Source organism: Shewanella sp. 11B5, assembly GCF_002836795.1.
Classification (GTDB): domain Bacteria; phylum Pseudomonadota; class Gammaproteobacteria; order Enterobacterales; family Shewanellaceae; genus Shewanella; species Shewanella frigidimarina.
The window spans coordinates 1-2854 of sequence record NZ_PJAP01000977.1; the positions used below are offsets into that span (position 1 = coordinate 1).

Genomic DNA, 2854 nt, shown 5'->3' on the forward strand with positions numbered 1-2854 from the left:
GTGACTAAGTCATCTAATACAAAATAACTACTGATTAATATGGCTAATGCCATGATCACCGCGATGCTTTGATGTTGAGGAAACGCAGTGTGAATCGCCATATAGGCACATATGGATAGGGTTAAAATACCAATCAACACACTAATGGGCGCTAAGTTAATGTCTAATAAACGTAATTTTTGGCGTATTCCGCTAGTTAGCTTGGTTTGTGGTTCGAGCTCTTGCGGCTTAGGTTGGGCATCGGCAAACCACCAAGCCCTGGCACACACAAGCATCACAGCCAATAACACCACCAATACAATCACTTCATACCAAGGCATAATCTACCTCCGAAAATAGCGAGTTAAGCTCGGTAACATCAAAGCCTTTGGCTGCAATTTGTTCGCTTAACTGGCATTGTGTTGCGCTGCAAACATGTTGGCCTACGATATGGTTATGATCTGTTTGCGGTTGTTGTTGAAACTCAAATAGTGGTTTTACCTCCGTTATAGCTGCGGTTTGTATCACTTCACATACACTCACCACTCGGCGACTACCGTCTCTAAAACGTCTAACTTGAACAATGACTTGTATTGATGAGCTGATCATATGATCAATGGTGTCACGGCATATTGCCGCTTCTTCCATTTGGGCCAATGAGCGTAGACGGTTGATCACATCTTGCGGGTTATTGGCATGCACAGTGGTTAGGCTTCCATCGTGACCACAGTTCATGGCTTGGAGCATATCAAATACTTCACCGCCCCTGACTTCGCCAACAATAATGCGGTCGGCACGCATTCGTAGTGCCGTTTTCACTAAGTCTCGTAATGACACTTCGCCATTACCCTCGCCGTTTGTTCCACGACTTTCCAGTGGAATAACATGCGGATGATGTAGTTGCAGCTCGCCCGTTTCTTCAATGGTGATAACACGCTCGCTGTTAGGGATAAAGCCGGAAATCACATTAAGTAAGCTGGTTTTACCTGAGCCCGCACTGCCAGCAATAACAATGTTTATGCCTGCGATAACGGCTTTTTCTAAAAAGGTTAGAATGTCTTGGCTGATAAACCCACTAGACACTAATGTCTCTGCACTAATGGTTTCATGATGAAAACGGCGAATTGATACTACTGCTCCAATAGTACATAACGGTGGAATAACCGCATGTAAACGACTGCCGTCGGCCAATCTTGCATCTACCATAGGATTATTAGCATCTAACTGGCGACCTTGTGCACTCACGATTCGTTCAAGAAATCGTCTTAGGTGCGAGTCGTTATCGAACGCTTGAGTGGTTTTGCGCAGTGCTCCGTGACGCTCAACCCAAATCGAAAAAGGACCATTAATTAAAATGTCGGTAACGGCTGGGTCTAACATTAATTCAGAAATCGGCCCAAGCCCTTGTAGTTCTTCAATAACTTGCTGGATAAGGAGTGCCTTATCTGCAGTATTTAATGGCTGTTGTTGTTGCCCTGGCAATAAATCGATTAGTTGCTCAAGCTGCTGCTTAAGCTGAGTGGGTTGCTTTAAATGCAATGAGTCGTCGTTGTCCATATCATCAATTAAGCTGTTATGGAGCAGTTGCTTAAGTCGACGCATTTCATCGTTGGGAATTGATGAGATGTTCAATGTTGTTGGGGAAAAAATATTATGCTCGGAATTAAACATATTTCACCTCACTGCATTATGACTTCCATTTAGGCGGATTACTCACGTTCAATACTGACCGTTTTGCGGCTATTACCACTGTGAATAATGATGTCTCTGTGCGTTTGGGCCATGCCCAATAACGGCTGGGTTCCGTTGGCAATATCGTAGGCGCTGTGTAATACAATAGACACAATATCGCTGGCACCAATGCTGGCAAGTGGATAAACATCTCCAGGTCTAACGGCCATGACTAGCGCTAATGCGCCATTGGATGAGCTGGCACTTTTGGCATTTAAACTGTCGATTGCCCCTTTGCTGTTATTGGTCTTTTTGGGCGGCTTAAGTACGCCGATTAATTGCACGTTGCGAGCAACGGTTCTGACACGTTTACGTCCGCGGACTAAAATATCGAATCGGTCGCCTTGATTGAGCTTGGCAAACGGCAGGCCTGTAGGTAATTGTGAAAGTGTGAATAACACCCGGCCCTCTGGTACTGCATACGATAACGATTTAACCGTGGGTAAAATGAGTTCGTTAGCAAACACCACATCACCTTTGCGTTTGGCAACATTAAGTACTTTGCCAAGTAACTGCTGTGGATTTTGTACACTTTGTTCAGAATCATCTTTATCTGTTTTTCTCCTTGTTAATACTGATGAAGTAATAGTGTCACCGGCTTTTAAATCTTGGCTTAACACTACCGCAGTGGTTGTAGATAAACGATCTACTTGACGAATACCCAGTGCTGATGCCAATACGCCGGAGGTGACGAATAGTGCAATGGCTATTGTCGTACTACCTGTGAATTTGCGTTTCATGATGCACCTCTGCGTTATGTTGTTAATCTAAAGATTAGGCGCCGATTGCCTCTGTGTGAGACAACCGACGTAGACTTAGATTAAATTAGTTATCTAAACTACCGTCAGCCTGAGAGGCCGAAGCAGCACCTGCACTAGGTGAATTTGAAATCGACACAGCAGATTCTGCGAAGTCGGTTGCAACAAACTGGAAGGTTGCACCATCACCTGCATTTACATCGACTGCATCGATAAAGCCTGAGCCACTGATTTCTGCGGTATTTTCAGCATTAATGATGCCGTCAAATGCGTAGCTTTGGTCTAATGAACCAATCGCTTCTGCAACATCCTCTAACTCAGCCGTTACCGAATCTCGCATTGTAGTTAGTCCTACTACTAAGCCTGCTGCCATGACAGTTGATAAT

4 protein-coding genes are annotated in these 2854 nt (G+C 44.5%); all 4 read right to left on the reverse strand.

All coding sequences use genetic code 11. The annotated features are described in order from the left end of the window. A partial coding sequence (locus CXF78_RS19090) for a hypothetical protein (protein ID WP_145991567.1) occupies positions 1-320 on the reverse strand: 320 nt, incomplete at its 3' end. Beyond that, positions 307-1650, reverse strand: a complete 1344-nt coding sequence (locus CXF78_RS19095; RefSeq protein WP_102037645.1) for a TadA family conjugal transfer-associated ATPase — start codon at positions 1648-1650, stop codon at positions 307-309. The genes CXF78_RS19090 and CXF78_RS19095, both read right to left, overlap by 14 nt. Positions 1651-1688: 38 nt before the next feature. After that, positions 1689-2450, reverse strand: a complete 762-nt coding sequence (locus CXF78_RS19100; protein WP_102037646.1) for an SAF domain-containing protein — start codon at positions 2448-2450, stop codon at positions 1689-1691. Positions 2451-2535: 85 nt separating this feature from the next. Beyond that, positions 2536-2854, reverse strand: a 319-nt coding sequence (locus tag CXF78_RS21690; protein ID WP_219622101.1) for a hypothetical protein, incomplete at its 5' end; no start/stop codon positions are given.

Excerpts from the sequence above, each read along its gene's own strand:
- CXF78_RS19095 (WP_102037645.1), bottom strand. The coding sequence starts at position 1,650 with ATGTTTAATTCCGAGCATAATATTTTTTCCCCAACAACATTGAACATC.
- CXF78_RS19100 (WP_102037646.1), bottom strand. The coding sequence starts at position 2,450 with ATGAAACGCAAATTCACAGGTAGTACGACAATAGCCATTGCACTATTC.